25 protein-coding genes are annotated in these 25,224 nt (G+C 65.1%); 9 read left to right on the top strand and 16 right to left on the bottom strand.

What is annotated here, in order from left to right:
* Positions 1 to 77 precede the first annotated feature (77 nt).
* From otnK to CAG00_RS01650, 3 genes are all read left to right on the top strand, one after another.
* Positions 78 to 1,349, top strand: coding sequence for a 3-oxo-tetronate kinase (gene otnK / locus CAG00_RS01660; protein ID WP_085663289.1), 1,272 nt, complete (start codon positions 78 to 80; stop codon positions 1,347 to 1,349).
* Positions 1,346 to 1,981 carry a 3-oxo-tetronate 4-phosphate decarboxylase gene (gene otnC, locus CAG00_RS01655; protein ID WP_085663288.1) on the top strand — a complete coding sequence of 212 codons (636 nt, stop codon included), beginning with the start codon at positions 1,346 to 1,348 and terminating at the stop codon, positions 1,979 to 1,981. Before otnK ends, otnC begins: the two co-directional genes overlap by 4 nt.
* A 143-nt stretch (positions 1,982 to 2,124) precedes the next feature.
* Entirely contained in the window at positions 2,125 to 3,165 is a 1,041-nt protein-coding gene (locus CAG00_RS01650; protein WP_085663287.1) for an AbrB family transcriptional regulator, read from the top strand.
* Between the two features lie 123 nt (positions 3,166 to 3,288).
* On the opposite strand, the gene CAG00_RS01645 is transcribed toward CAG00_RS01650, so the two are convergent.
* Positions 3,289 to 4,221 (bottom strand): GntR family transcriptional regulator, encoded by a 933-nt coding sequence (locus CAG00_RS01645; RefSeq protein ID WP_075044840.1) that lies wholly within the window; start codon positions 4,219 to 4,221, stop codon positions 3,289 to 3,291.
* Between the two features lie 345 nt (positions 4,222 to 4,566).
* On the opposite strand from CAG00_RS01645, the gene CAG00_RS01640 reads away from it, so the two are divergent.
* Positions 4,567 to 4,935, top strand: coding sequence for a hypothetical protein (locus CAG00_RS01640; RefSeq protein ID WP_075044839.1), 369 nt, complete (start codon positions 4,567 to 4,569; stop codon positions 4,933 to 4,935).
* 153 nt (positions 4,936 to 5,088) lie between these two features.
* Here the strand turns inward: CAG00_RS01640 and CAG00_RS01635 are convergent, their stop codons facing one another.
* On the bottom strand, positions 5,089 to 5,235 hold the full coding sequence (locus CAG00_RS01635; protein WP_023662626.1) for a DUF2986 domain-containing protein: 147 nt from the start codon (positions 5,233 to 5,235) through the stop codon (positions 5,089 to 5,091).
* Between the two features lie 153 nt (positions 5,236 to 5,388).
* Between CAG00_RS01635 and CAG00_RS01630 the strand changes: the two genes are divergently transcribed.
* Both CAG00_RS01630 and CAG00_RS01625 read left to right on the top strand, forming a co-directional pair.
* On the top strand, positions 5,389 to 7,152 hold the full coding sequence (locus CAG00_RS01630) for a phosphoethanolamine transferase CptA (RefSeq protein ID WP_085663286.1): 1,764 nt from the start codon (positions 5,389 to 5,391) through the stop codon (positions 7,150 to 7,152).
* Positions 7,153 to 7,353: 201 nt separating this feature from the next.
* Positions 7,354 to 8,805 (top strand): PucR family transcriptional regulator, encoded by a 1,452-nt coding sequence (locus CAG00_RS01625; RefSeq protein WP_256578925.1) that lies wholly within the window; start codon positions 7,354 to 7,356, stop codon positions 8,803 to 8,805.
* A 139-nt stretch (positions 8,806 to 8,944) separates the two neighbouring features.
* On the opposite strand, the gene CAG00_RS01620 is transcribed toward CAG00_RS01625, so the two are convergent.
* The 5 genes from CAG00_RS01620 to CAG00_RS01595 form a co-directional block, all read right to left on the bottom strand.
* Positions 8,945 to 10,330, bottom strand: coding sequence for an amino acid permease (locus CAG00_RS01620; protein ID WP_085618504.1), 1,386 nt, complete (start codon positions 10,328 to 10,330; stop codon positions 8,945 to 8,947).
* A gap of 287 nt (positions 10,331 to 10,617) precedes the next feature.
* Positions 10,618 to 11,154: a membrane integrity-associated transporter subunit PqiC gene (locus tag CAG00_RS01610; protein ID WP_085663283.1), complete on the bottom strand. Its 537-nt coding sequence runs from the start codon at positions 11,152 to 11,154 to the stop codon at positions 10,618 to 10,620.
* A gap of 11 nt (positions 11,155 to 11,165) precedes the next feature.
* Positions 11,166 to 12,806 (bottom strand): intermembrane transport protein PqiB, encoded by a 1,641-nt coding sequence (locus tag CAG00_RS01605; protein WP_085663282.1) that lies wholly within the window; start codon positions 12,804 to 12,806, stop codon positions 11,166 to 11,168.
* Positions 12,790 to 13,434 (bottom strand): paraquat-inducible protein A, encoded by a 645-nt coding sequence (locus CAG00_RS01600; protein ID WP_085592668.1) that lies wholly within the window; start codon positions 13,432 to 13,434, stop codon positions 12,790 to 12,792. The genes CAG00_RS01605 and CAG00_RS01600 overlap by 17 nt, the downstream gene beginning before the upstream one ends.
* The gene (locus tag CAG00_RS01595; RefSeq protein WP_025338639.1) at positions 13,431 to 14,027 is read right to left on the bottom strand and encodes a paraquat-inducible protein A; all 597 of its coding nucleotides are present in this window, start codon (positions 14,025 to 14,027) and stop codon (positions 13,431 to 13,433) included. The genes CAG00_RS01600 and CAG00_RS01595 overlap by 4 nt, the downstream gene beginning before the upstream one ends.
* A 151-nt stretch (positions 14,028 to 14,178) precedes the next feature.
* Between CAG00_RS01595 and CAG00_RS01590 the strand changes: the two genes are divergently transcribed.
* Positions 14,179 to 14,652 carry a YMGG-like glycine zipper-containing protein gene (locus tag CAG00_RS01590; protein ID WP_025338638.1) on the top strand — a complete coding sequence of 158 codons (474 nt, stop codon included), beginning with the start codon at positions 14,179 to 14,181 and terminating at the stop codon, positions 14,650 to 14,652.
* Between the two features lie 38 nt (positions 14,653 to 14,690).
* On the opposite strand, the gene CAG00_RS01585 is transcribed toward CAG00_RS01590, so the two are convergent.
* On the bottom strand, positions 14,691 to 15,596 hold the full coding sequence (locus tag CAG00_RS01585; protein WP_025338637.1) for a LysR family transcriptional regulator: 906 nt from the start codon (positions 15,594 to 15,596) through the stop codon (positions 14,691 to 14,693).
* Between the two features lie 277 nt (positions 15,597 to 15,873).
* On the opposite strand from CAG00_RS01585, the gene CAG00_RS01580 reads away from it, so the two are divergent.
* Complete coding sequence (locus tag CAG00_RS01580) at positions 15,874 to 16,260, top strand: VOC family protein (RefSeq protein WP_085663281.1); 387 nt, start codon at positions 15,874 to 15,876, stop codon at positions 16,258 to 16,260.
* Positions 16,261 to 16,266: 6 nt separating this feature from the next.
* On the opposite strand, the gene CAG00_RS01575 is transcribed toward CAG00_RS01580, so the two are convergent.
* Genes CAG00_RS01575 through CAG00_RS01545 form a run of 7 tightly spaced genes read right to left on the bottom strand, consistent with a single transcriptional unit; the run spans position 16,267 to position 22,550 of the window.
* Positions 16,267 to 17,634, bottom strand: coding sequence for a sensor histidine kinase (locus CAG00_RS01575; RefSeq protein ID WP_075044830.1), 1,368 nt, complete (start codon positions 17,632 to 17,634; stop codon positions 16,267 to 16,269).
* Positions 17,631 to 18,293 carry a response regulator gene (locus CAG00_RS01570; RefSeq protein WP_075044829.1) on the bottom strand — a complete coding sequence of 221 codons (663 nt, stop codon included), beginning with the start codon at positions 18,291 to 18,293 and terminating at the stop codon, positions 17,631 to 17,633. Before CAG00_RS01570 ends, CAG00_RS01575 begins: the two co-directional genes overlap by 4 nt.
* Positions 18,294 to 18,295: 2 nt before the next feature.
* A complete protein-coding gene (locus tag CAG00_RS01565) occupies positions 18,296 to 18,937 on the bottom strand; it encodes a tetratricopeptide repeat protein (RefSeq protein WP_085663280.1) in 642 nt (213 codons plus the stop codon).
* Positions 18,934 to 19,740: an SDR family oxidoreductase gene (locus tag CAG00_RS01560; protein ID WP_085592678.1), complete on the bottom strand. Its 807-nt coding sequence runs from the start codon at positions 19,738 to 19,740 to the stop codon at positions 18,934 to 18,936. Before CAG00_RS01560 ends, CAG00_RS01565 begins: the two co-directional genes overlap by 4 nt.
* On the bottom strand, positions 19,727 to 20,407 hold the full coding sequence (locus tag CAG00_RS01555) for a TenA family transcriptional regulator (RefSeq protein ID WP_085663279.1): 681 nt from the start codon (positions 20,405 to 20,407) through the stop codon (positions 19,727 to 19,729). Before CAG00_RS01555 ends, CAG00_RS01560 begins: the two co-directional genes overlap by 14 nt.
* Before the next feature lie 15 nt (positions 20,408 to 20,422).
* Positions 20,423 to 21,883, bottom strand: coding sequence for an AMP-binding protein (locus CAG00_RS01550; RefSeq protein WP_085663278.1), 1,461 nt, complete (start codon positions 21,881 to 21,883; stop codon positions 20,423 to 20,425).
* Positions 21,873 to 22,550, bottom strand: a complete 678-nt coding sequence (locus CAG00_RS01545; RefSeq protein WP_085663277.1) for a thermostable hemolysin — start codon at positions 22,548 to 22,550, stop codon at positions 21,873 to 21,875. The genes CAG00_RS01550 and CAG00_RS01545 overlap by 11 nt, the downstream gene beginning before the upstream one ends.
* Positions 22,551 to 22,661: 111 nt before the next feature.
* Here CAG00_RS01545 and CAG00_RS01540 point away from each other — a divergent pair, with 111 nt between their 5' ends.
* Positions 22,662 to 23,231 (top strand): hypothetical protein, encoded by a 570-nt coding sequence (locus CAG00_RS01540; protein WP_023662794.1) that lies wholly within the window; start codon positions 22,662 to 22,664, stop codon positions 23,229 to 23,231.
* 112 nt (positions 23,232 to 23,343) lie between these two features.
* Here CAG00_RS01540 and CAG00_RS01535 read toward each other — a convergent pair whose 3' ends face one another.
* On the bottom strand, positions 23,344 to 25,020 hold the full coding sequence (locus CAG00_RS01535) for an MFS transporter (protein WP_085663276.1): 1,677 nt from the start codon (positions 25,018 to 25,020) through the stop codon (positions 23,344 to 23,346).
* Between the last annotated feature and the right edge of the window lie 204 nt (positions 25,021 to 25,224).

The following is a 25,224-nucleotide window of genomic DNA, read 5'->3' as shown; positions in this document are numbered from 1 at the left end:
CAAGCGCCCTTCCCTACCCCCACACAGGCCTGTGTTCCGAGCCCTGCGCATTCGGTGCCGGGCTGGAGGAACTGGCCATGAGCCAACCGATTCTGGGCTGCATCGCAGACGACTTCACCGGCGGCACCGACCTCGCCAGCATGCTGGTGCGTGGCGGCATGCGCACCCTGCAAGTGATCGACGTACCCGTCGGACCGATCGACGCCGATGTCGATGCCATCGTCATCGCCCTGAAAACCCGCACGCTGCCCGCCGAACAGGCAGTCGAACAATCCCTGACGGCTCTGGCCTGGCTCAAGGCCACCGGTTGCCGGCAGTACTTCTTCAAATACTGCTCCACCTTCGACTCCACGGCGCAAGGCAACATCGGCCCGGTGGCCGATGCCTTGCTCGACGCACTGGACACGCCATTTGCCCTGGCCTGCCCGGCCTTCCCGGAAAACCAACGCACCCTGTTCAATGGCCACCTGTTCGTCGGCGACACGTTGCTGAACGAATCCGGCATGCGCCACCACCCGCTCACGCCGATGGCCGATTCCAACCTGGTGCGCGTGCTGCAACAGCAAACGCCGCGCAAAGTCGGCCTGGTCCGCCATGCCACTGTCAGCCAAGGTGCCGCAGCCGTGCGCCTGGCTTTGGCCGATGCCCAAGCGGGTGGCTTCGGATATGCCATCGTCGATGCCATCAGCAACGCCGATCTGACGGTCATTGGCGAAGCCGCCAGCGAACAACGGCTGATCACAGGTGGGTCGGGCGTTGCCCTGGGCCTGCCGGACAACTACAAGCGCGCCGGCCTGCTGGCCGATACCGCCTGTGCGGCAGACCTGCCCCCGGTCGATGGGCTGGCTGCCGTGCTATCTGGCAGTTGCTCGGTAGCCACCAATGGTCAGGTCGCGCATTGGCACGACAGCGGCAAACCCAGCTTCGCCATCGACCCGCTGCGCCTGGCCGAAGGCCATGACCTGGTGACTGAAGCGCTGGACTGGGCCCAGCCACTGCTGGCCCAAGGCCCTGTGCTGGTTTATGCCAGCGCACAGCCGGACGCGGTCAAGGCCGTGCAGGCCCGGCTGGGCGTTGAGGCCGCCGGGGAAATTGTCGAGCGCGCCCTGGCGCAGATCGCCCTCGGCCTGCAGGAACTGGGCGTGCGCACCTTCGTGGTCGCCGGTGGCGAAACCTCCGGAGCGGTGGTCAAGGCCCTGGGCGTCAAGGCGCTGCGCATCGGCCCATCGATAGCCCCTGGCGTGCCCTGGACCCTCGGACTGGGCCAGGTGCCCGTGGCGTTGGCATTGAAGTCGGGCAACTTCGGTGGCCCCGACTTCTTCACCCAGGCACTGGAGCTGGCACCATGAACGAAAGCAAGCAACGGGAAGAGATCGTGCTGCTGGGCAAGTCGATGTACGACCGCGGCCTGACCCACGGCGGCACCGGCAATATCAGCGTGCGCCTGGACGATGGCTGGCTGCTCACCCCCACCGGGTCCAGCCTGGGCCGGCTGGACCCGGCACGGCTGACCAAGCTCGACTGGGAGGGTCGCCATGTCAGCGGCGACAAGCCGTCCAAGGAGCTGATGCTGCACCTGGCCATGTACCAGGAGCGGCCCACCAGTGGCGCAGTGGTGCACCTGCACTCGACGCACTCGGTGGCGGTATCTGTGCTGGACGGGCTGGACCCGGACGACCTGCTGCCGGCCATCACCGCCTACTACGCCATGCGCGTCGGCAAGCTGCCGCTGGTGCCTTACTACGCACCTGGCGACCCGGCACTGGCCGAGGCGGTGCGGGCGTTTTCGGGCAAGCACCACGCCATGCTGCTGGCCCACCACGGGCCGGTGGTGGCGGGCAGCGACCTGAATGCGGCGGTGGATGCCACGGAAGAGCTGGAGGCAACTGCGCAGCTGTTTCTGCTGATTTTCCAGCACAAGTTCCGCACCTTGACGCCGGAGCAGGTGGCTGAGTTGCGGCGGCAGTATTCCGTCAAGTGACGCGTTGCGTCGGCGAATCATGGGGGCGCTTTGCGCCTCATCGCGACACAAGGCTGCTTCAGGGGACCCGCGTTTTCCCGCAGGAGCGACCTTGTGTCGTGATGGGCTGCAAAGCAGCCCCCCAACAAACACCAGGGGACCCCATGCTCAATACCTTGAAAACCTGGTGGGCCACCCCGCTGACAGGCACCGCCGGCGCACTACTCGCCAGCGCCGCCCACTGGCCCCTACCGTGGATCATCGGCTCGATGCTTGCCGTGATCATCATCCGCTGCAGCGGCTGGGCCATTGCCGAAATCCCCAACGGCCGCAAGTCCGGCCAATGGCTGATCGCAACCTCCATCGGCCTGCACTTCACTCAGCCGGTGGTGCACGAACTTGCGAGGCATTTCCTGCTGATGCTGGCCGCCGCCTTCGTCACCCTGCTGCTGGCTTTGGTTGGCATCGCTTTCATCCACCGCCGCGGCATGGACCTGACCACCGCCTACTTCGCCTTCATGCCGGCCAACTTCGCCGAGATGATCCAACTGGGTATGCGCTATCGGGCAAACGTCAGCCAGATCGCCGCAGCACACAGCATTCGCCTGGTGCTGATCGTGCTCAGCGTGCCACCGGCGATGCTCCTGCTGATGCACGCGGCCCCCGGCACCTCGCAGCCACGCTTGCCGGCCGACTGGCAGTGGCTGGGGCCGATGCTGGCCGGTGGGGTGCTGGTGGCTTTGTCATGGAAGCGTCTGGGGCTGCCGAACCCGTGGATGTTCGGGCCGATGACCTTGTGTGCGGCGCTGACGGCATGCTTCGATCTGCGCATGGCGCTACCGGTGGAGTTGAGCCATTACGGCCAGTTGATGATCGGTTGTGCGCTGGGCAGCTTTTTTGACCGCGGCTTCTTCCGACGCTCCCCCCTGTATCTGGGCAAGGTGGTGGCGTTCACCCTGGCGATGATTGGCTGCACCTTCCTGTTCGCCTGGGGCTTTGCCTGGTTGTCGGGTAGCCGGTTGTTGTCGCTGGCGTTGGGGATGATGCCGGGAAGTACCACCGAGATGTACCTGACGGCGGAGGCGTTGAACCTTGGGGCGGGAATGGTGACGGCGATGCAGATCATGCGGCTGGTGTTGGTGATGTTGTGTGCGGAACCGCTGTTGAAGGTGTGGTTGGGGCGACGGGCAGCGGTTGAGCCTTGAGAGTGCCGGGGCTGCTTCGCAGCCCTATCGCGACGCAAGGCCGCTCCCACAGATACCGCGCAGGTCCCAAATACAGCGCTGTACCTGTGGGAATGGCCTTGTGTCGCAAAGCGGCCCCAAGGTTCAGATTTCCACAACAACGTTCGGCACAAGTTGCCCCTGCGCCGCCCTGCGCAGCTCCAGGATCGGCGACTTGCGCGCAAACGAACCACTGAGGTGGCGTTTCATCAGGTGCGCCGCCTCCAGGTTATCCCCTTCCTCCACCAGTTCGACCATGCGCAGGTGCTCGGCACACTGGGTATAAAGCCGCTTGCGGTCGATCATCGAGCGGTACTCGATCAACCGGCGCATGTTGTTCAACTGCCTGAGGATCATCAGATACAGTGGGTTGCCCGACAGCTTGATCAACTCCTCATGAAAACGAATGCCCGACTTCAGCAGCATGTCTGCAGGCAAGGTATCGATGCCACCGGCCAGCAGGTCGCTCTGCTCTTTCTTCAACCGCCGCAACACCTCGAGGTCGCCGATGAAGCTGCTTTCCAACAGCGCCGCTGGCTCGATCAGCGCACGCACTCGGTAGATCTGCTCGAGGGTTTCCGGGGTTTTGGCCACGTCGAGAAAGCGCCAGCCGTAGCCTGCCTTGGGTTCCGCCCAGCCGACCTTGGCCGCCCGGTTGAGTATGTCGGTGACCTGGAATTTGGTCAGGCCGTAGCGGTCACGCAGGTACTTTTCGGTTACCTCCGCCGGGATGGCGTCGTTGAGCCAGTCTTCGGAAAGCCGGTAGTACTCGGGCGGCTCTTCCAGCGAGGTGACTTCATCACTGCCCGGCACCATACCTCCCGGCATCTCCAGCACGAAAAAGCCACGGTTGGGAATCTGCTCCAGCAGTTTCTGCCCGGCGAGCGTGGTCAGCGCCTCTCGCGCGGGCGAGCGCGACACGTGGAAGCTGTCGGCCACCTTCTGCGCACTGAGGTGCGCGCCAGGGGCCAGTTCGCCCAGCTGAATCTTTTGCCGGATTTCAGAAACGATTCTCTGGACGAGGGTGCTCGATGCCATGTACCTGAACCAATCAAAGGAGGGTGTTTGCGCTACCGGATCTGCGCCACAGTATACGCGAGCATAGCCAACGAGAGCTCCTGAGAGCTGCGCCATGATCTGGCCCTGGTCAGCGGCATCATTCGGCACCGCGAATTCAGCTTGCTCGCAACCGACTATCTGTTTTGAGCCACAGAAGTTCTACAACTTGTTGCCGCTGCGAACTTTTTCCCGTTTACCGGTCTATGTGGGAGGCACAGAAAGGTAGCGGAACGCGAGACAAGCTTCGCCGACCACCTGCTGGCCAGATGGCTCAATTGTTATCAGAGGTTGGCTTCGCTCATGAAAATACATGTCGCAAGGTTGATGCTGCTCGGCCTGTTCTCGTTCGCGGCGATGGGCACGGCATCGGCAACACAAATGAAGGCGCCCGTAGTGGCAGCCCCGGTGGTTCAATCACCGTTGCAGCCTGCCGGCAACCCCTGGTCCAGGGTGGCCAGTGTGGCCGATGAACAGCCAGCCACACTGCTGGCCCACGATGACGACCGCTGGCATGACCACCGCAGCGACTGGCGCCGCGAACAATGGCGCCGCGAGCAGGCCCGCCGTGATTGGGAGCGCCGGCGAGACTGGGAACGCCGACGCGACTGGGAACGGCGCCGCGACTGGGAGCACCGCCATGAGCGGGCCATGCACCACCGCTACAATGATGACCACCGCTACTATCGCCGTTGACCGCAAGCAGCCAACGCGCCCCCTGTAGGAGCGGCCTTGTGTCGCGATCGGGCCGCAGAGCGGCCCCGGCGATATCTGCTTCAATGCTGAAATCGTGGGGCCGCTCTGCGGCCCGATCGCGACACAAGGCCGCTCCTACAAGGTCCGCGCCAGTCAGGTGGGGGTATCCCCCGCCGCCTCGGCCTCCATCTTCAAACGGTCGGCCTTGCAAATGTACTTGGGCTTGCGCGGCGCCAGCTTGGCGCTGGCCTTCTTGGCATGCGCCTGCAGTAGCTGCTTGATCTTCTTGCGACGGTTCATTCTCACTCGACCTGTCAGTCCGGTTTGGCTGAACACATCATACCTTGCCTGGGCCAGCGTCTCGTTGACGTTATTTTCACGCTCGGCAGATTAGCGTCACGCCCTTTCCGGCCACGGGCACATCCGCTGGCCGCCAAGTACGACGAGGCATACGTGTCACACACTCCATCCCCCTCCTCGCCCAAACGCGTGGACTGGGCCGGCCTGGGCTGGCTTTTGCTGTTCTTCTGGTACTTCTCGGGCGTGACCCAGGCGTTGCTGCTGTTCAGTGGTACCACCGGGTTCGCCGGTTTTCGCGATGCATTCTTCCTCAGCAGCCTGTGGCTGGCCCCGGTACTGCTGCTGCCGCGCTTCACTCGCGCCACGGCAGCGGTCATCGGCCTGGTGTTGTGGGCTGCTTCGCTGGTGGGCCTGAGCTACTTCGGCATCTATCGCCAGGAGTTCTCGCAAAGCGTCATCTTCGTGATGTTCGAGTCCAACACCGCCGAGGCCGGTGAGTACTTCAGCCAGTACTTCAGCGCCTGGCTGGGCCTGGCACTGCTGCTGTACACGCTGGTGGCGGTGCTGCTGTGGAAGCGCGTACGCCCGGTCAGCCTGCCGCTGCGCAGCCGCCTGCCGGTGGTCGCCCTGTTGCTGCTGGCCAACCTGGTGTACCCGTTCTACAAGCAGATGGTCACCCAGGAACGCAGCTTCGCCGACGCGGCGGAAAAGGTGCAGCAGCGCATGGAACCCGCCGTGCCCTGGCAACTGCTGGTCGGCTACCGCCAGTACCGCCAGCAGCTGGACAACATGCAGGAGCTGCTGGCCAAGAACGCCGCGCTGCCGCCCCTGCAAAACCTGCGTGACAGCAGCGGTGCAGCGCCGCGCACGCTGGTGCTGGTGCTGGGCGAATCCACCACCCGCGAGCACATGCACCTGTACGGCTACAACCGCGACACCACGCCCAACCTCGATGCGCTGGCCGCCAGCGACAAGAGCCTGACGGTGTTCCGCAACGTGGTGTCGCCACGCCCGTACACCATCGAAGTGATGCAGCAGATCCTCACCTTCGGCGACGAGCAGAACCCGGACCGCTTCCTCACCGACCCGTCGCTGATCAACCTGATGAAACAGGCCGGCTACAAGACCTTCTGGATCACCAACCAGCAGACCATGACCAAGCGCAACACCATGCTGACCACCTTCTCGCAGCAGACGGACGCGCCGGTGTACCTGAACAACCAGCGCAACCAGAATGCCAGCCAGTACGACGACGTGGTGCTGACGCCGTTCGAGAAGGCCCTGCAGGACCCGGCGCCGAACAAGTTCATCATCGTGCACCTGCTGGGTACGCACATGGACTATCGCTACCGCTACCCGAACGACTACGCGCACTTCAAAGACCGCCAGGGGGTGCCCGGCAAGCTGACCGATGACCAGGTGGAAACCTACAACTTCTACGACAACGCGGTGCGCTACAACGACTACGTGGTGTCGAGCCTGATCAAGCGTTACTCGGCCAGTACCTCCAATGGCTTCCTGCTGTACCTGTCCGACCATGGCGAAGATGTGTACAGCTCTGGCAACCACGACCGCCTGGGGCGCAACGAAGGCGCGCCGACCCGGCCGATGTACACCATCCCGTTCTTGCTGTGGACTTCGCCCAGCTGGCAGGCCGAGCACCCGCGCGACCTGCAGGCGATGGCCGACCGCCCCTACAGCAGCTCGCACCTGATCCATACCCTGTCCGACCTGGCCGGGCTGAGCTATGACCGTTACGAACCGGCCAAGAGCCTGGTGAGCCCGCAGTTCGTGGTGGCACCACGCTGGATTGGCGACCCGTACCGCAAGGATGGTCTGCGCGAGTTCGACCACCTGCCGCTGGACAAGGCCGAGCGGGTGCGGGAGACGGCCAGTAGTGGCAAGAACCTGAACTGAGTGTTGCGCGGTAGGGATTGCCGGGGGCGCTTTGCGCCCCTTTCGCGACACAAGGCCGCTCCCACAAGGATGCGCACTGTCCTGTGGGAGCGGCCTTGTGTCGCGATGGGCTGCAAAGCAGCCCCACTGGCCCTGCACCGCGAACAAAGGTTTACCGCCCCAGCGTAAAACGCCATGCTTGGCGCATCTTTGGAATGAGAGATGCCCATGCTCACGGTGCAGGACCTGATCGATATCGAACTGCTCAAGTTGCAGGCCGTGGCTGGCGCGGCCGGCACCGGCAGGCTGATCACCTGGGCCCACACCGTCGACTTGCCAGACCCCTGGCGCTGGGTATCGCCAGGCGACCTGGTGATGACCACCGCCGTCGGCCTGCCCAGCGCCCCGGCAGACCAGGTGAGCTGGCTGGAGCAACTGGTGCAGAGCAACCCCAGTGCCCTGGTGGTGGCGCCGCGGGCCGATGCGCCGGCGCTGTCCGGCGAACTGCTGGCCGCCGCCGACCGCCTGTTGTTCCCGGTGCTGCATGGCAGCTTCGAACTGGAGTTCGTCAAGCTGTCGCACTACGTGATCGAGAGCGTGCTGCAGGCCCAGCGCGAGCGTTTCAACGCCAGCGAGCGGCTGTTCCAGACCTACGCCGACGCCTTGCGCAAAGCCCCCGACATGGCTGGGCGCCTGGCGATCCTGGCCGACACCCTCGGCCTCGACCTGGCCATCGAGGATGCCCCCAGCGGCACCACCGTGGTCGAAACCCGCCGGGCCGCGCAGGCTGCCGAGCGGGTGGAAAGCATCCCGATCGGCGGCCGCACCCGCGCCAACCTGCTGATGGCGCGCAAAGGCACCCGCACGCAGGATGACGCCATCCTGGTGCGCTCGCTGGTCGGCTTGCTGGGGGTGGAACTGGAACGCCTGATGATCCACCGCGACCAGCAGCGCGAAGAAGGCGCAGCGCTGTTGCGCAGCCTGCTCGACAGCGAGACGGAGTTCAGCCTGGCGCGGCCGATGCTGGAGCGTCGTGGCCTGGTCGGCACCTTGGTGAGCCTGGCGATCAGGCCGGGCAGCCACGGCCCGTGGAGCAGCGCCGACATCCACCAGGCCCCTGCCCTGCATCACTCCACGCCACTACTGCTCGACGACAAAGGCCTGCTGCTGGCGATCAGCCGTGACGACGCGCCAAGCCTGACGGCGCTGTGCCACAACCTCGGCGAGGGTACGGTAATTGGTATCAGCGGGCCGATCGCGGCGGCCACCGGCTTTCGCGAGAGCGTGCGCCAAGCCCGCCTGGCGCTGACCCAGGCCGAGGAAAGTGGCGCGCAGCAGCTGCGTTATGGCGAGGCGGAAACCGGCCTGATCATGGCGCCCAAGTCACTGGCCGAGGCGCGGGCGCTGGTGGGGCGTTACCTGGGGCCGCTGATCGAGCATGACCGCACCCAGGGTGCGGCGCTGCTGCAGACGTTGGTCACCTTTCTGCACAACGACGGCAACTGGAAGGCCACGGCGTATGATTTGGGGATTCACCGGCAGACGCTGGTGTACCGGCTGAAACTGGTGGAGCAGCTTACCGGGATCAAGCCGACCACTACCGGCGGGATTGCGCGGTTCTGGATTGCGATTCAGGCGGGGAAGAATACCGACCTGTTCGAGCATCTGGTCTAGGCCCTTGGGGGCGCTTTGCGCCCCTATCGCGACACAAGGCCGCTCCTACAAGGAGATCGCATACAGGTCCGACCTGGTGCGATCCCTTGTAGGAGCGGCCTTGCGTCGCGATGGACCGCAAAGCGGCCCCAAATACACCTCAGTTCAACCCAACCTCTGCACCAGGCTGCTGCCCCCGCGGCCCCCGCACCATCGCATACGAAACCGCAATCACCACAATCGCAACCACGCATTGCCCCAGGCTCACCCGCATGCTCGGGTCGAAGGCCATGCTCACCAGCACCGCCACGATCGACCCGGTCACCAGCAACGGCAACCACGGATGCCCCCACATGGCGAACTTCAGCGTACCTTCCGCCACCCATTTGCGCCGCAGCCTGAGCTGCGACAGGCAGATCACCAGGTAGACGAACAGGAACACCGTGCCGGACGAGTTGATCAGGAACTGGAACACGGTATCCGGCCAAAGCGCCGCAATCACCACGCAGCCATAGCCCACCAAGGTCGAGGCAATCACCCCGCGTACGGGTACGCCATTGCCGCTGACCTTGGCCACCCAGCGTGGCGCCTCACCGTTGGAGGCCAGCACATAGAGCAACCGCGACGAGGTATACAGCCCGGCATTGAGTACCGACAGTACCGCCACCAGGATGACCACGGTGAGCATGTCGCCTGCGCCGGGAATGCCGATATGCTCCAGGGTGGTCACGAACGGCGACTTGCCGGGGGTGATCGAGGTCCATGGCTGTGCCACCACGATGAAGAACGTCGCCAGCACGAAGAACACCAGGATGCGCAGCATCACCGTATTCACCGCCTTGCGGATGTTGCGCGACGGGTCTTCCGATTCGGCCGCTGCCAGGGTGGCGACTTCCACACCGGTCATGGAGAAGATCACCACCACCACCCCGGTGAACAACGCACCCACCCCGTGGGGCAGGAAGCCGCCATGCTGGGTGAGGTTGGCAAAACTGGCGCTGGAGCCAGGCCACAGGTTGAACACGTACAACCCGGCCACGACCAGAAACACCACGATGGCCGCGACCTTGATGCCGGCGAACCAGTATTCGGCCTCGCCAAACGAGTGCACCGACATCAGGTTGAGCAAGGTCATGCCGACCATCAGGCCCAGGGCAATGGCCCACACCGGGATATCGGGCAGCCAGGCATTGATGATCTGCCCGCCGACCACGGCCTCGAAGCCGACCACGATCACCCAGAAGTACCAGTACAGCCAACCGGTCATGTACCCGGCCGGGCGCCCGAAGGCCAACCGGGCGTAGTCGACGAACGAACCTTTGGCCGGGTGCGCGGCGGCCATTTCGCCGAGCATGCGCATCACCAGCGCGACGATCAGGCCGGTGATGGCATAGGTGATGAAGGCACCCGGGCCGGTTGATGCGATAACCGCGCTGGACCCTACGAACAGACCGGCCCCGATCACACCGCCCAGGGCCAGCATGCTGATGTGCCGGGTCTTGAGGGCACGCTTGAGACGCGGGTCATGCTCCGACTGAATCGGCATTGGTTGTCTCCTTTTATTATTAGTAATCAACATTGCCGCTTCGCAAGGGTATGCAGGGGCCAGCGCATGGCCTATCGCAAAAAAACAGGTGCGCAGGCGCTGGCCTGTACAAATGTATGAAGGAAATTCGGGAAATTCGCAGAAGCGCGCTCTGTGTAGGAGCGGCCTTGTGTCGCGATAGGGCCGCGAAGCGGCCCCCGGCTTTCAGCGTTACAGCAACAATTGCTGGGGCCGCTTTGCGGCCCTTTCGCGACACAAGGCCGCTCCTACAACGGTCGGCGAGATGCTCAGGCAGATGTAGAACAGCTGCCCTGCCGGGCACTCCCCCGCACCGCCTCGGCCAGTTTGCGCAGGTTGGCCTGGTGGGCATTGACCAGGCTGGCGATGCTGTTGTCCGCGGGCGTCTGCAGCGAGGTACGGCAGGTCAGTTCGGCCGCACCCGGGCGCGTCAGGCGCCATACCGCCTCCAACGATGCATAGCGCCCCGGCACGCTATCGAAGCGCTGCACGTCCACCCGCAGCAACGCCTTGCCGCCACCCACCGGCCCGCCCAACTGGTCCTGCAAGGCGCTGCGGAACTCATCCACCAGGTTGGCCCCCCACCACTCCGTCTCGAGGATGGCCAGGCCGCTCTGCCCTTGCCGCACCACCAACTGCGGGCGGTCCACCTGCGGCGGCACGGCCACCCTCGCCACCTGGATGCGCTGGCCACCGTCGCGCACCGGTTCGCTCGGTACCAGCGTGTGATAGTTGTTCGGGGTACTGCTGCAGCCCCACAGCACGGCCAGCAGGCCGGCGCCACACACATTGCGCAGTCGATGCATCGGCTGTCTCCTCAGGGTTCAAGGTCGGCGGCAGCGGCCGCTTTCGGCCGGCCGCGTATCAGCGACTCGGGGTGCCGGCCCAGGTAATCGGCAAGGTCACGCAGCGAACGCGACATGCGCTCCAGTTCGTCCAGGGTTTCGCCCATCCGCTCGCGCTGCGGCGAGTCCTCGGAAATGGCCGAATTGGCCGTGCGCAGGGTCTTGTGCACTTCGTCCAGCGCCACCTTCACGTCCGGCAGCGTCTGGCCATTGAACTGCTTGAGGCTGGCGCGCAACTCTCGCAGGCTGCCGTCCAGGTTGTTGGCGATGCTCTCCAGCGGCAGTTTGCTGATGCGCTCCACCACCCGCTGCAGCTGTTCCTGCAACTGCTCCAGGCTGCCGGGCAAGGTGGGGATGGTGATAGGGTCTGCGGTCTTGTCGAAGGCCACCTTGGGGGCATCGGGGTAGAAGTCCAGGGAAATGAACATCTGCCCGGTGATCAGGTTGCCGCTGCGCGCCTGGGCCCGTAGCCCGTGCTCGACGAAAGTGCCGATCAGCCGGCGTGCGCCATCCATGTCGCCTTCGGCATGCTTGAACACGGACAGCATCTTGCGGTGCACCGGCCCCAGCCGCTGCGGGTAGATCACCGCATCGACCACCACCGGGAAGGTCTGCCGGGTGGCATCGTAGTCGAGCTTGACCGAAGTGACCCGGCCAAACTCCACCCCCTTGAACTCCACCGGCGCTCCCACCGACAGGCCGCGCATGGCCTGGTCGAAGCGCAATTGCAGGTACTGCGCCTGGCCACTGGGCGGTGCCAGGGCGGTGTCGCGGTCGGCAAACAGCTGGAAGCGCGCCTGGTCGGCAGCGGGCTCGGCTTGCGGGGCGAAGTCGGGCGAGCCAAAGGCCAGCCCGCCCACCAGAATCGACGACAGTGATTCGGTATCGATCTTCAGGCCGTTGGCACCGATCTGCATGTCGACGCCACTGGCGTTCCAGAAGCGGGTATCGGCGGTGACGAAGCTGTCGTAGGGGGCCTGCACGAACACGCCGATCTCCACGCCCTTGCCATCGCCCTGCAGGGCAAAGGACACCACCTCGCCCACCGGGATCTTGCGGTAGTAGATCGACGAGCCAATATCCAGCGACCCCAGGTCACTGGCGGTGAGCACAAAGCGCTTGCCCTTTTCGTCGTAGGTGATCGGCGGTGGCAGCTCCAGGCCGACAAAGGACTTCTCCGGCACTTTCGATTCGCCGGAATCCGCCCCGATGAAACTGCCCGACAGCAGCGTGTCCACACCGGACACGCCGCCCACGCCAATGCGTGGCCGCACCACCCAGAAGCGCGCCCCCTGGGTGGCGAACGCGCGGGCGTCGTTGGACAGCTGGACCTTGGCGACCACGCTCTTCTTGTCGTCGGCCAGGTCCACCGTAGTGACTTCGCCGATCACCACGCTGCGGTACTTGACCTGGGTCTTGTGCGCCACCAGCCCTTCCCCGGTGTGGAAGGAAATGGCGATGACCGGGCCCTGCTGCATCCAGTTGCGCACCACCAGCGAAGCGCCGATCAGGATCGCCAGTATCGGCACGATCCATACCAGCGACACACTCCAGCGCCGGGTGTGCACTTCAACCTGCCCCGCGCCCTCGCGCTTGTCAGTCTGTTGCACCATCAATGCGGCCTCCCTCGTTGGCACGGCTATCCCAGATCAGGCGTGGATCGAAGCTCATCGCAGAAAACATGGTCAGTACCACCACCATGCCGAAAAACAGGATGCCCACCCGCGGCTCGATGGTGCCCAGCCCGCGCAGTTGCACCAGCGCCGCCACCAGCGCCACCACCATCACATCGAGCATCGACCAGTAGCCGATCAGCTCGACGAAACGGTACAGCTGCGAGCGCTGTCGGCAAGCCCAGGTAGAGCCGCGCTGGGCGGTGAACAGCAACAGGCCGAGCGAAAAGAACTTGATGGCCGGCACGCCCACGCTGGCAATGAAGATGATCAGTGCGATGTCCCAGGCCCCTGCCTCCCAGAACTCCAGCACACCACCGCCAATGGTGCTTGCGCTGCCACTGCCGAGCATTTCGGTGTGCATCACCGGCAGCAGGTTGGCGGGGATGTAGAAAACCAGCGCCGCCAGCAGAAACGCCCAGCCGCGGCTGATGGCATTGGCCTTGCGCCGGTGGATGGCGGCACCACAGCGCTCGCAGGTGTGCTTGCCGCTGCCCAGTTCGCAGGCCTGGCCGCAGCCATGGCACAGGCACAGGCCCAGGTCGTCGGCGTTGGCCGGGGTATTCATACCTGCTCCCAAAGGTCGCGGATGTCCTTGCCGGCGATATGGATGATCAGCATGCTCAGGGCGGCCAGGGCCAGCAGGCCGATGCCGGGTATCACATCGAGCAACCCCGCCAGCTTGATCACCGCCACCATCGCCCCCAGCAGGCACACCTCCAGCATGCTCCACGGCCGCAGGCTCTCCAGGCTGCGCATGCACAGGGCAAAGCCGGGGGCGCGCTGGCCGGCCAGGGCGAAACTCAATAGCCAGCACAACAGGGTAATCTGCAGCACCGGCGCAAAGATGATCGACAAGGCCATGACCAGGGCGATGAAGGTGATACTGCCGTGGCTGAGGATCTGCACCGAGTCCCATAATGTCGCGGAATGGGTGAGCCCCTGCATGCCGATGGTCATCACCGGGTAGAAGTTGGCGAACACCAGCAGGATGCCACCCGTCACGCTCAGGGCAAGCCGCTGCTGCACGGTCAGCGAGGTGTGCCGGTACAGCACGCCGCCACAGCGCTGGCAAACGGCGCGCTGGTGCTTGAGCAGCGGCGCACGGTGGTACACCGTGTCACAGTACTCACAGATGATCAGGTGCTGGGTCTGGCTCATGGGGTTTCCACAGGTAGCCCGGATTCACGCCGTGATACGCAGGCGAACCACGCTTGATATCCGGTTTAGACCATCCCGGCAAAACTGCCATCATCGGCAGCAAAGGCGAACTATTCTGTGAAACGGGATCCCCACCCGCTGGAGGTTTGCCATGCGTACGATGACGTGGAGTTGCCTGCTGGTGCTGCTGTGCGCGGCATCGGCAACCCAGGCGCAGTCGGTGGTGCCGCTCAAGGGCCAGAGCAGCCAGCAGATGCAACTGGATATCAATGATTGCAATACCGTCGCGACCAATGCCGCGAACAGTGCCGCGACCTCCAGCGACCCCCATGTCGGTGGCCGGGTACGCGGTGCCGCGGCCGGCGCGGTTGCCGGTGCGGCAGGCGCGCAGGTGCGCGGCAACCAGCACGACGAGCTGTATGACCGGGTCGGTGACGATGCCAAAGAGCAATACCGGCAGAACCGCGCCGGCGAAGTGGCCGCCGCCGGTGCTGCGGTCGGTGGCATGCGCCAGCGTCAGGACCGCCGTCAGGACCGGCGCGGCCAGGACGAAGCGAAAGCCCAGGCTCATGCCAGTGCCTATGCCGGGTGCCTGCAAGGGCGCGGCTATCAGGTCAACCCCTGACCAACGGGCACGCCATGCTCCTGCACGGCGTGCCCGTATCAGAACTTCGCCAGCTGCTCCCGGCAGAACTCCACGAACAACTGCGCCGGCTTGGTCAGCTGCACCCGCTTCAACCAGGCCGCCGCCAGCCCTGACAGCGCCACTGGCTCGGCGATATCCAGCATGGCCAGGCGTTGCCCGTCGTAGGTGTACTCCGAGTGCGGCCGCGTCACCAGCAGCGAAAAACCGAAGCCCTGCCCGACCATGCCGCGCACCATCTCGATCGACGGCGAGCTGAAGACGATGTTGGGCGTGAGGCCCATTTCGTTGAAAAGGCTGACGAAGTAGGTACGGCTGGGGGCCACGTCCAGCAGGATCATCGGCTCCGGGCACAGGTCACGCAGCGACACCTGGGCCTGCCCGGCGAAGCGGTGGTTCTCGGGCAGCAGCACATAGGGTTTCTGCGGCGGCATCAGCGGCTCGGCCTCGATGGTGCCGTCCAGGTCATGGTCGTAGAGGAACGCCAGGTCGAAGGTACCGGCGGTCAGGCCCTGGATCAGGTCCTGCTGCTCGCCGTCGCGCAGGCGGATATCCACCCCCGGGTAACGCTGGCGAAAGCCGGCGATCAGGCGCGGCAGGTACAGCGGTGCCACGGTTTCGAAGCAGCCGATGTCGATTTGCCCGGCCACGGTGTCGTTGTCGGCCAGGGCGTTCTGTTCGAATTCGTGGGCCATCTGCAGCAGCGACTTGGTCTTGGCATAGAAGCGCTTGCCGCTGGGCGTCAGTGACACACCCTGGGCGTGGTGACGGATGAACAGCTGCACGCCGAAGCTTTCCTCCAGGCTCTTGATGGCCGTGGAGATGGAAGGCTGGGCGATGTACAGCTGGCGTGAAGCCTCGGCCACGCTGCCGGCCTCGACGGTAGTGACGAAGTACTTGAGTTGTCGCAATGTGTAGGCCGCCACGGGCACCTCTCTGACGCCGGTCTGGGCGCGCTGGGATCATGCCTGTCACTTTACCCTTGGCAGCGGCTGGGTGGGGGCCGGGTGATGAAGGATTTACCTATGGCTTGAGCAGGTTTTTTGTAGGGGGACTTTAGCCGCGAAGAATCCGACGCGGCGCATGGCACGGGCTTCGCCGGTGTTCGCGGCTAAAGCCCACAGGAGCCTGGCAGCCCGCTGGTCAAATACCCCTGATTGTCTTTACTAGTACTCATCGGCTCCAGACATAGGGCGTGCGCTTATGAAGATCGTGGTCACCAGCATCCTCGTCGACGACCAGGCCAAAGCCCTGGCTTTCTACCACTACGTACTCGGTTTCGAGCCCAAGCACGATATCCCCATGGGCCGACACCGCTGGCTGACGCTCACCTCCCCCAACGACCCCAACGGCGTCGAGCTGCTGCTCGAACCCGACGCGCACCCGGCCGCCAAGGTCTACAAGGCCGCGCTCAAGCAGGATGGCATCCCCGCCACCTCGTTCGGCGTGCGTGACATCCAGGCCGAATATACCCGGCTGTGCGCGGCAGGCGTGCAGTTCACCCAGACGCCCACCGACATGGGGCCCGTCACCGTAGCGGTGTTCGATGACACCTGCGGTAACCTGATCCAGATCGCCCAGAAACACTAGCGATGTTCAGGACCCCACGGGCAGGCGCAAGGTCGCGCGCAACCCGTGTGGCGCCTGGTTGCGCAACTGCACGCTGCCACCCAGGCGGGTCATGATGGTGCTGACGATCGACAACCCAAGCCCGGCGCCATTGGTCGAGCCCTTGCTGTAGAAGCGCTCGAACACCCGCTGCTGGTCGACTTCGGCGATGCCCGGCCCTTCGTCATCGACACTGACCAGCAAGGCCTGCCCTTCGCGCTGCAGTGTCACGGTGACCCGACCGCCTGCCGGTGAATGGTCCACGGCATTGGCCACCAGGTTCTGCAAGGCAATACCCAGCGCGCCAGCGTCGGTGTGCAAGTGGTAGTCGCCGGCAGCGATGTCCAGCGAAGGCTCCAGCCCGCGCTCCAGAATCCATGGCGTCAGCTCGGCCAGGGTCTCGGCCACCACGCCCTCCAGGTCCACCCGCGGCCAGTCACGCCGGCCTGGCCGCGGCTCCAGGCGGGCCAGGGTCAACAGCTGGTTGACCACCCGGGCAAGGCGGTCGACACCGCCCATCAGGAACTGCAGGGCCTTGTCCCGCTCGGCAGCGCTGTCTGCATTGAGGGCGTTCTGCGCATGCAGGCGCAGGATGGCCAAGGGCGTGCGCATCTCGTGGGCAGCGTCGGCGATGAAACGGTGCTCGCGGCGCAGCAGGTCATCGATCTGCCCGAGCAGGCGGTTGATCGCCGCCTGCATCGGTTCCAGCTCCTTTGGCAACGGCACCAGTTGCAACGGCTCGAGCGACTCGGCGTGGCGGGCGCGGATCACCCTGGCCATGTTCTGCAGCGGCCGCAGCCCCCAGCCTATGGCCGCCCACACCAGCAAGGCCAGGGCCAGGCTGCCGAACAGGAATGGCAACAGCGTGTGCCGCACGATGCGTTCGATCAGGTCGTCACGCACGTCATTGCGCTCGCCCACCCAGATCACCCAGTGTTTTTCCGGCACCGGCAAGACGAAACTGCGCCAACGGCGCCCGTCCACCACCACGTCGGCAAACCCTGGCACCCGCGGCGCCTGCCCCAGCTGGGGGGCGCTGGGCGTGTGCACCAGCAGCCCGTTGTCGTCGGCCCACACCTGGAAGGCCAGCTTGCTCTCGTAGCGGTGCCCCACCTTGTGGTGCCCGGCCTTGCTCAAGGCCTCGTCGAAGGCACGGTACAACTCGTCACGGCTCTGCTCCTGCACCGGCAGGCTCATGATGCCCTGCAGCAGCCGGGCGTTCTGCGCCAGGTGGGCGTCGTACACCTCGTTAATTTCGTGGCGGCTGTCGTGGTAGTTGTACAGCGCCAGCAACCCGCTGCCGACCAGCAACAGCAGCATCACCCGCCACAAGGTGCGTTGGCGCAGCGAGCTCATGCCTTGCGTTCCACCAGGTAGCCAATCCCGCGCACGGTGCGGATCAGGCCGTTGAACAGCTTCTTGCGCAGGTGGTAGATGTTCACTTCCAGGGTGTTGCTCTCCGGCTCTTCATCCCAGCCATACAGCAACTGGGTCAAGCGTTCGCGGGTGAACACCTTGCCCGGCTGGGCCAGCAATTCGTGCAGCAGCAGGTATTCCTTGGGCGTGAGCACCACCGGCTGGCCCTGGTAGTGCACCTGTTGGCTGACCGGGTCCAGGCACACCCCGGCGTGTTCGATCAACACCCGCGCACGGCCACTGCTGCGCCGCAGCAAGGCCCGCAAGCGGGCCTTGAGTTCGTTGAGGTCGAAGGGTTTGACCAGGTAGTCGTCGGCGCCGGCGTCCAGCCCGGCGATGCGGTCCTCGGTGGCGTCGCGGGCGGTCAGCACCAGCACCGGCAGGCTCTTCCCGGCCGCACGCAGGCGCCGCAACAACTCGATGCCATCCAGGCGCGGCAAGCCCAGGTCGAGAATGGCCAGGTCAAATTCCTCGTGGCACAGGGCATGCAAGGCGCTGGCGCCATCCTGCAGCCAGTCGAGGGTATAGCCCTCGCGGCGCAGGCCGTCACAGATCCCCTCCCCCAACGCGGCATCGTCTTCTACCAGCAGCAGGCGCATGCTTAATCCTGTTTGTCCTTGATCGCTTTGAGTAAAGCATCGATTTCACCGCGCCGGCCCTGGTCGGCCAGCTCCCGCCCGGGACGGGGCGGTGCCTGCAACGCCTTTTGCAGAGCGGCGCGGGCTTCGTCGTAGCGGTTCTGCCGGTACAGGTGGTCAGCCCAGAAGTAGTTGCTGTCGATTCCGTCGGGGTTGATCGCCAGCGCCTGGCGCAGCATGGCCTCGGCCTTGGCTTGGTCGCCGAAGCTCAGCGGCCAGCCGGGCACCTGGTCGTACAGCGCGCCCAGGCTGGTGTAGGCCGAGCCCTGCAGGGCCTTGGGGTCCATGGCCAGGGCCTTTTCCAGGCTGGCGCGGGCGGCCTTGACCTTGCCCAGCGCGCCCAACCCGCCGGTGGCACCGGCCCAGCTGCTGTTGACGATGCCGTCCCAGATCAGCGGCTCGGCCGAGCCCGGGTGCTGGCGCACCAACGCCGCCGACTGTACCGCCAGGGCCTCGAACGCCCCGGCACGCTGGGTTTCGGGCAGGTTGTAGCGAATAACCGCCCAGCGCTGCTGGATGGCATTGAGTTGCTGGGTACCGTTCTGGTCGAGGGCCCAGGTGAACGGGGCGATGGCCAGCAGGCCGGCCAGTATCAGTCGTTTCATTTGCTCGACTCCTTGCTGTGCCAGGTGCTGTAGCGGCGGATCAGCGGCAGTTGCTTGCGCAGGGCGCGGTCGACCACGCCCGGCAGCATGCCGTTAAGGCGCACGAAGAGTTTTTCCGGCCAGCCCAGGTACAGTTCGCTGCGCTCGGCCTGCACCGCGTCGAGCACTGCCCGGGCGACATCCTGCGGGTCATCGACGCCTACCTTCAACGCCTGGTTCAGGGCCTGCGCGGCGCTGCTGTTCATCGTCGTGCGGGTGGTGCGCGGTGCGGCATACAGCACGTTCACCGAGGTGTCGGCAAGCTCGCGGCGCAATGCCTCGGAGAACCCGCGCAAGGCAAACTTGCTGGCGCAGTAGGTGGCATAGCCGGGGTAGCCGATCGAGCCGTAGATCGACCCCACGTTCACCACCAACGCACTGGGCTGCGCGCGCAGCAACGGCAGGCACAGGCGGGTGAGCTGCACGGCGGCCTTGATGTTGAGGTCGAACAACTCGTCCAGGGCGGCCTCGTCCATCTGTTCGAGCAAGGCGAAGCGGTTGACCCCGGCGGCGTTGATCAACAGGTTGCAACTGCCCATCGCCCGCGCCGCCTCCAGCACGTCACGGCGGCCTTCGGCGCAGCGCAGGTCGGCCTGCTGCCAACGCAGTTGGCCGGGGTAGCGCGCCATCAGTTCGGCCAGCTTGCCCTGCTGCCGGCTGACCGCCAGTACGCGGCCCCCGGCGCTGCAAAGCTGGTCCGCCAGCTCCAGGCCGATGCCACCGCTGGCGCCGGTGAGCACCGCCACGCAATCAGGCAAGCGCATGCTGTACCTCCTGCTGCGCGTTACGCGGCAGCCCTTCGAACATGGCCGTGTACAGGCGGTACACCACTTTGGCAGCGTGGATTACTGCTTGCTGGTCCTCGGCTTGGTCCAGGCGGTTCATCAGGCCACGGTAGGTGGCCATGTGGTCCTGGTCCAGGGCGCCATGGGAACTCAGGTAGCTGAACGCCTGGTCCGGCAGGCCGAGGCTGCCCTGCAGGGTACCGGCAGCCTGGGTGGCCAGGGCAATGCTGGTGCCTTCGAGCACGTTGACCATGCCGAACAGCCCGACCGGGTTGCTACGGGCAATCTGGTCGTAGAGAAAGGCCACCATCAGCTCGACAGGCAATGCCGGGCGGCCGCCCGCCACCTGCTGGGGGTCGCCACCGCAGGCGGCGATGTCATCGAGAATCCAGCGCTCATGGCCGTACTCCTCCTCGATGTACTCGCACACTGCGCCGCGCAGCCACTCCAGCCGCGCCGGCAAACGGGCCCCGCAGGCCATCATCAAGGGTACGGTGTGCCGCACGTGGTGGTAGGCCTGGGTCAGAAAGGCCACATAGGCCTCGAGGCTGGCCTTGCCGGCCAGCGCGTCGCGGATGACCGGGACGCTGAACAATGCCGTACGCTCGTCGGCGGTTTCCTGCTGCAGCGTATCGAAGAAAAGCATGGCAAACCTCGTGGGTCATTGAAGGTCGGATAACAGGGACTGGTAACACCGCAGGATCTGTTCGCGGCGTGGCCGGCCGTTGGCGGTAAGGGTTTGCCCGGCGGCACTCAAGGGTTCGGGCAGGCGCCGCCAGGCATGCACCCGGGCATAGTCCGGCAGGCCGGCATTGGCCTGACGGATGGCCTGTTCGAGGGTGTGGTCGTCAGCCTGCGGGTCCAGCGGCCAGATCAGCGCCAGGTTGTGCGCCAGGCCTTCGCCGTGGACGAACGCCTGGGCGATCACCCCGCCCTGGGTCAGTTCGGCCTCGACCCACTCGGGGTTGACGTTGCGCCCGAAGCTGGTGCTGTACTGGTGCTTCTTGCGCCCGGCCAGGTACAGGAAACCGTCGCTGTCGAAGTGGCCCAGGTCACCGGTCGGCAACCACGGCTCGCTGAAGGGCGGCTCGCCCAGGTAGCCGAGCAACGCCGAACCGGCCACCTGCACTTCGCCGTCTTCGGCAATGCGCACCTGCACATGCGGCAGCGGCCGCCCGACACTGCCCGGGCGGTGCGCCCCGGGGCGATTGAGGCATACCACCGAGGCGCATTCGGACAAGCCATAGCCCTCGAACACCGGCAGCCCGACAGCCTTGGCCCGGGCCAGCAGGCTCGGTGCCACCCGCGCGCCGCCCACCGCCACGAAGCGCAACGGGCCGACCCGCATCAGGCCGCGCTCGATGGCAGTGACCAGCCCAAGCAGCAGTTGCGGCACCAGGATCAGGCTTTCGGCCCCACTCAAGGCGATGGCGCCCAGCAATTGCTTGAAGTCGACCTGGCTGGCACCGCGAAAGCCCAGTTGCGTCTGCGGGTACAGGGCAATGCTCGCCCCGGCCAGCAGGGCCGCGTACAGGCCCAGGTTCTCCAGCAGCACCGCCAGGGGCAATACCGCCAGGTACTTGCCTGGCGCCGTGGGCCGGCTGGCGGCCTCCAGTTCACGCGCTACCCGCAGCATGGCATCGGCGCTCAGGCATACGCCCTTGGGTGCACCGGTGCTACCGGAGGTGTAGGTGACTTTCGCGGTACCCAGTGGCAAGGGTGCGGCCGCTGGCGGCCGCCGGCTCCAGAAGCGCTCACTGGCAGTGAAGCCGCTGGCGTGCAAGTCGTCAGCGAAAGCCTCGTCGGCCAGCGCCAGCACCGCCCCGCTCTGTGCCAGGCAGTGGCGGCGCTGGGCGCTGCTGAAGAACGCCGGCAGGATGACGATGGGGCGGGCCGCGAACAGCGCTGCCAGGTCCCAGAACAGCGCCTCGGGACCGTTCTCCAGGGCCAGGGCGAAGGTGCCCGATGGCTGCGCGCTCAACCAGGCCTGGCGTTGCTCGACCTCGTCCAGCAATTGTTGATAGGTGAACGGCCCGCCAAGGCCCAGCAACGCCGGTTGCGCCCCTCGGTGACGAGCGTGCAGGTGCAACACTTCCCTGAACAGTTGGCATTCACGCGGCATGGCCGGCCTCCTGCACGCTCGCGGGCAAGCCCAGCCGCTCGAAAACGCCGCCGCGGGCCAGGGCTGCATGGCCGTAGTCGATGTTGCCGACGAACACTTGCGGGTGCTGCGCGTAGTAACTGCCCCAACTGTCGGCATCGCCGTTCAGCCGGCCAGGGTCGGCCACGGCCAGCGCCGTGGGCACCAGGCCCAGGCGATGAAAGCTGTTGACCAGGGTCGCGGCACCGGTGAAGGCCACCCACTGCAAGCCGCGAGCGGCCAGCAACCAGGTCACGGCAATGATCATGATCCGCGCGCTGCCGGCGCTGAGCGCGGCCAGGTTGCCCACTTCGACCAACTGCGTACGGCTGACCGGGCTGGCCGACAGCCGGGTCACGGCCGCTTCCAGCGGTTCATCCAGGTAACGCTCGATGAAGGTCGGGCCACTGCTGGCCAGGCGTATGCCGGCAGCGGCCATCAGGCGCCCGTGGCTGTCATGCAGGCCGAGCAGTTCGGGCAGGTAGTGCTGCACGTCGGCGTGGTGCGCGCAGGCAAAGCGGGCGTGAATGAACTGTTCCAGCTCGTCGCGCCCCGGCTCCCCCGGGTGTTTCAGTGTCATGTGGGCAAGGCGATCGCCGTGGTTGCCGATAGCCAGTGGAAACAGGCTGGCGCTGTCTGCCTGGGTCATGGCTGTCCCCCTTTCAAGTCAGGTCTCGGGGGCAGTATCAGGGGGCAATCTGAAGCCAATCTGAAGTGCTACATTTGCCATTGCCCTCATGCGCACCAACAAGGAAAACAGATGCGCCACGAATTCAGCGAAGTGCTCAACGACCTGGTCGACTACTTTCTGCTCGGCGATATCCAGCTGCTCGAGCGCTTCAAGCAACAACATGAATTGCCCGACGACCTGGCCCATGCGTTCACCCATGGCGACAGCGGCGACCAGGCCGTGCGTGAAGGGATCGTGCTGCCATTGGCCGGGGTCGATAACCTGCCCTACCGCATCCTGTTCACCCTGGACAACCACACCCCGGCTCTGCGCGAACCCGGCAGCCGCCTCAAGCACCGCCGCAATGGCTATGTGCTGCAGGTCGAGCACGGTGCGCTGATGCTGTACACCTGGCGCATCCTGCAGCACTTCACGCCCAAGACACTGGGTGACCTGATGGCGCGCTACCAGGTGCCGGGGCGGCCGATCATCGAGCTGGACAATGGCTGGTATGACGTGGAGGTGCTGGCGGGTGCGCTGGTGCGGGACGGGCTGTACGAGCCGGCGTTCGAGTTCGTGTTGAAGAAGCGCTGGAGCCGGGGCGAGGCTGCCGGGGTGGATACCGGGTATGCCTTTGGGTTGCGTGGCTATTTCGACTGATGGGTTGACTGTACCGGCCTCTTCGCGGGTGAACCCACTCCCACAGGGCACAGTGGTATCCCTGTGGGAGCGGGCAAGCCCGCGAAGAAGCCGGTACTGGCAGCCTAAACCTTCATGTGTGGTTGATATCGCGATCCTTGGTCTCCGGCAGGAAGAAGATCCCCAGCACCGCCGTCATCACCGCAATCACGATCGGGTACCACAAGCCGTAATAGATATCCCCGGTCGCCGCCACCATGGCAAACGCCACGGTCGGCAGGAAGCCGCCGAACCAGCCGTTGCCGATGTGGTAAGGCAGCGACATCGAGGTGTAGCGGATACGCGCCGGGAACAGCTCCACCAGCCAGGCCGCGATCGGGCCGTAGACCATGGTCACGTAGATCACCAGAATGGTCAGCAGCAACAGCACCATCGGGTAGTGGATCTTCGCCGGGTCGGCCTTTTCCGGGTAGCCGGCTTCCTTCAACGCTCCGCTCAAGGTCGCGGTGAAGGCGTCGCTCTGTGCCTTGAAGTCCGCTGCCGCCAGGCTGCGTCCATCAAAGCTTGGCAGCACCCGTTCACCAATGCGGATCTGCGCCACGCTGCCAGGCTCGGCCGCTTCGTTGGTATAGGGGATGGCCCGCTTGGCCAGCAGGCTCTTGGCGATATCGCACGAGCTGGTGAATTTGGCCTTGCCCACCGGGTCGAACTGGAACGCGCACTGGGCAGGGTCTGCCATCACCACTACCGGGTTCTGCTCCTGGGCGACGAACACGTCCGGATTGCCGTACTGGGTCAGTGCCTTGAAGATCGGGAAGTAGGTCAGCGCGGCGATGATGCAACCGGCCATGATGATTTTCTTGCGGCCGATGCGGTCGGACAGGCTGCCGAAGAAGATGAAGAACGGTGTGCCGATCAACAGCGAACCGGCAATCAGCAGGTTGGCGGTCTGCGGCTCGATCTTGAGCATCTGCAACAGGAAGAACAGCGCATAGAACTGCCCGGTGTACCACACCACGGCCTGGCCGGCGGTGCCGCCGAGCAGCGACATGATCACCACCTTGAGGTTGTCCCAGCGGGCGAACGATTCGGTCAGTGGCGCCTTGGACGCCTTGCCCTCGGCCTTCATCTTCATGAACACCGGCGACTCGTTGAGCTGCATGCGGATGTACACCGAAATCGCCAGCAGCAATATCGACAGCAGGAACGGCACCCGCCACCCCCAGGCCTCGAATACCTCGTTACCCATGGCCGTGCGGCAGGCCATGATCACCAGCAGCGAGAGGAACAGCCCCAGAGTGGCAGTGGTCTGGATCCAGGCGGTGAAGAAACCGCGCCGGCCCTTGGGTGCATGCTCGGCCACGTAGGTGGCCGCGCCGCCGTACTCGCCACCCAATGCCAGGCCCTGCAGCAGGCGCAGGCTGATGAGGATGATCGGCGCGGCCACGCCGATCGTGGCATAGCTGGGTAACAGGCCCACCACAGCGGTGGACAGGCCCATGATGACGATGGTGATGAGGAAGGTGTACTTGCGCCCGATCATGTCACCCAGGCGGCCGAACACGATGGCGCCGAATGGCCGCACGGCAAAGCCGGCGGCAAAGGCCAGCAAGGCGAAGATGAACGAGGTGGTTTCATTGACCCCGGCAAAGAAATGCTTGGCGATGATCGCCGCCAGGGAGCCGTACAGGTAGAAGTCGTACCATTCGAATACCGTGCCCAGGGATGAGGCGAAGATGACCTTGCGCTCCTCCCGGGTGATACCGCGTTGGGGCGCGCTGCCCGTGGATGTGCTGTCGAGAACCGCCATGGGGTGCCTCCGTCTTGTCGTCATGCAGGCCGGGAGCACCTCAAATCTTTTTCACCATCGCACCCAGGCCCTGGGGGGCTTGCTTTGGATATGCGAAGCACGACGAGGCAGGCCGCCTCGGATCGCAGCAAGGTAACTGAAGCATAATAGGCTTTGCCGGGATATCCACTTGAGCCTCGCGCAATCCGTGTAGGATCGCGTGAG

The sequence above is a fragment of the Pseudomonas sp. B5(2017) genome, assembly GCF_002112825.1.
GTDB classification, from domain to species: Bacteria; Pseudomonadota; Gammaproteobacteria; order Pseudomonadales; family Pseudomonadaceae; genus Aquipseudomonas; species Aquipseudomonas putida_Z.
The sequence above is the reverse complement of the archived record's forward strand: the minus strand, read 5'-3'. Positions and strand labels throughout refer to the sequence as shown.

Coding starts and splice junctions, on each gene's coding strand:
- otnC (WP_085663288.1), top strand. CDS start 1,346: ATGAACGAAAGCAAGCAACGGGAAGAGATCGTGCTGCTGGGCAAGTCG.
- CAG00_RS01565 (WP_085663280.1), bottom strand. CDS start 18,937: ATGAAACGACTGATACTGGCCGGCCTGCTGGCCATCGCCCCGTTCACC.
- CAG00_RS01595 (WP_025338639.1), bottom strand. CDS start 14,027: ATGAGCCAGACCCAGCACCTGATCATCTGTGAGTACTGTGACACGGTG.
- CAG00_RS01560 (WP_085592678.1), bottom strand. CDS start 19,740: ATGCGCTTGCCTGATTGCGTGGCGGTGCTCACCGGCGCCAGCGGTGGC.
- CAG00_RS01650 (WP_085663287.1), top strand. CDS start 2,125: ATGCTCAATACCTTGAAAACCTGGTGGGCCACCCCGCTGACAGGCACC.
- CAG00_RS01600 (WP_085592668.1), bottom strand. CDS start 13,434: ATGAATACCCCGGCCAACGCCGACGACCTGGGCCTGTGCCTGTGCCAT.
- CAG00_RS01535 (WP_085663276.1), bottom strand. CDS start 25,020: ATGGCGGTTCTCGACAGCACATCCACGGGCAGCGCGCCCCAACGCGGT.
- CAG00_RS01640 (WP_075044839.1), top strand. CDS start 4,567: ATGCTGCTCGGCCTGTTCTCGTTCGCGGCGATGGGCACGGCATCGGCA.
- CAG00_RS01555 (WP_085663279.1), bottom strand. CDS start 20,407: ATGCTTTTCTTCGATACGCTGCAGCAGGAAACCGCCGACGAGCGTACG.
- CAG00_RS01580 (WP_085663281.1), top strand. CDS start 15,874: ATGAAGATCGTGGTCACCAGCATCCTCGTCGACGACCAGGCCAAAGCC.
- CAG00_RS01545 (WP_085663277.1), bottom strand. CDS start 22,550: ATGACCCAGGCAGACAGCGCCAGCCTGTTTCCACTGGCTATCGGCAAC.
- CAG00_RS01610 (WP_085663283.1), bottom strand. CDS start 11,154: ATGCATCGACTGCGCAATGTGTGTGGCGCCGGCCTGCTGGCCGTGCTG.
- CAG00_RS01550 (WP_085663278.1), bottom strand. CDS start 21,883: ATGCCGCGTGAATGCCAACTGTTCAGGGAAGTGTTGCACCTGCACGCT.
- CAG00_RS01590 (WP_025338638.1), top strand. CDS start 14,179: ATGCGTACGATGACGTGGAGTTGCCTGCTGGTGCTGCTGTGCGCGGCA.
- CAG00_RS01645 (WP_075044840.1), bottom strand. CDS start 4,221: ATGGCATCGAGCACCCTCGTCCAGAGAATCGTTTCTGAAATCCGGCAA.
- CAG00_RS01625 (WP_256578925.1), top strand. CDS start 7,354: ATGCCCATGCTCACGGTGCAGGACCTGATCGATATCGAACTGCTCAAG.
- otnK (WP_085663289.1), top strand. CDS start 78: ATGAGCCAACCGATTCTGGGCTGCATCGCAGACGACTTCACCGGCGGC.
- CAG00_RS01575 (WP_075044830.1), bottom strand. CDS start 17,634: ATGAGCTCGCTGCGCCAACGCACCTTGTGGCGGGTGATGCTGCTGTTG.
- CAG00_RS01570 (WP_075044829.1), bottom strand. CDS start 18,293: ATGCGCCTGCTGCTGGTAGAAGACGATGCCGCGTTGGGGGAGGGGATC.
- CAG00_RS01605 (WP_085663282.1), bottom strand. CDS start 12,806: ATGGTGCAACAGACTGACAAGCGCGAGGGCGCGGGGCAGGTTGAAGTG.
- CAG00_RS01620 (WP_085618504.1), bottom strand. CDS start 10,330: ATGCCGATTCAGTCGGAGCATGACCCGCGTCTCAAGCGTGCCCTCAAG.
- CAG00_RS01540 (WP_023662794.1), top strand. CDS start 22,662: ATGCGCCACGAATTCAGCGAAGTGCTCAACGACCTGGTCGACTACTTT.
- CAG00_RS01635 (WP_023662626.1), bottom strand. CDS start 5,235: ATGAACCGTCGCAAGAAGATCAAGCAGCTACTGCAGGCGCATGCCAAG.